The sequence below is a fragment of the Heyndrickxia coagulans DSM 1 = ATCC 7050 genome, from assembly GCF_000290615.1.
Lineage (GTDB): Bacteria > Bacillota > Bacilli > Bacillales > Bacillaceae_C > Weizmannia > Weizmannia coagulans.
On the sequence record NZ_ALAS01000137.1, the window covers coordinates 1 to 382 of the forward strand.

2 tRNA genes are annotated in these 382 nt (G+C 46.6%); both read right to left on the bottom strand.

Annotated elements, in window-relative coordinates:
- Positions 1–99: 99 nt before the first annotated feature.
- Positions 100–172 (bottom strand) — tRNA-Ala (locus IC21_RS07325).
- 13 nt (positions 173–185) lie between these two features.
- A tRNA-Ile gene (locus IC21_RS07330) sits at positions 186–262 on the bottom strand.
- Positions 263–382 lie beyond the last annotated feature (120 nt).

Here is a 382-nt window from a genome sequence, read left to right on the forward strand (position 1 = left end):
CTAACTTAACCATAAAAGGTTTAAATCCAAAAATAAGCGATTCTCGGTTTACTTGGTTTGTTTCTCCTATCCGGTTTTCAAAGAACACATTTATAAAGGTGGAGCCTAGCGGGATCGAACCGCTGACCTCCTGCGTGCAAAGCAGGCGCTCTCCCAGCTGAGCTAAGGCCCCGATCATTAAGGAATGGTGGGCCTGAATGGACTTGAACCATCGACCTCACGCTTATCAGGCGTGCGCTCTAACCAGCTGAGCTACAGGCCCTTAATGAAAGGAAATATAAGGAAGGATTGAACCTTCAAAACTGGACAAAACGGAAACGCCAAACTTAATTTCGGAAAACCGAAGGTTTTCCTTTTATGTCTAGCTCCGGGCGCTATCGGC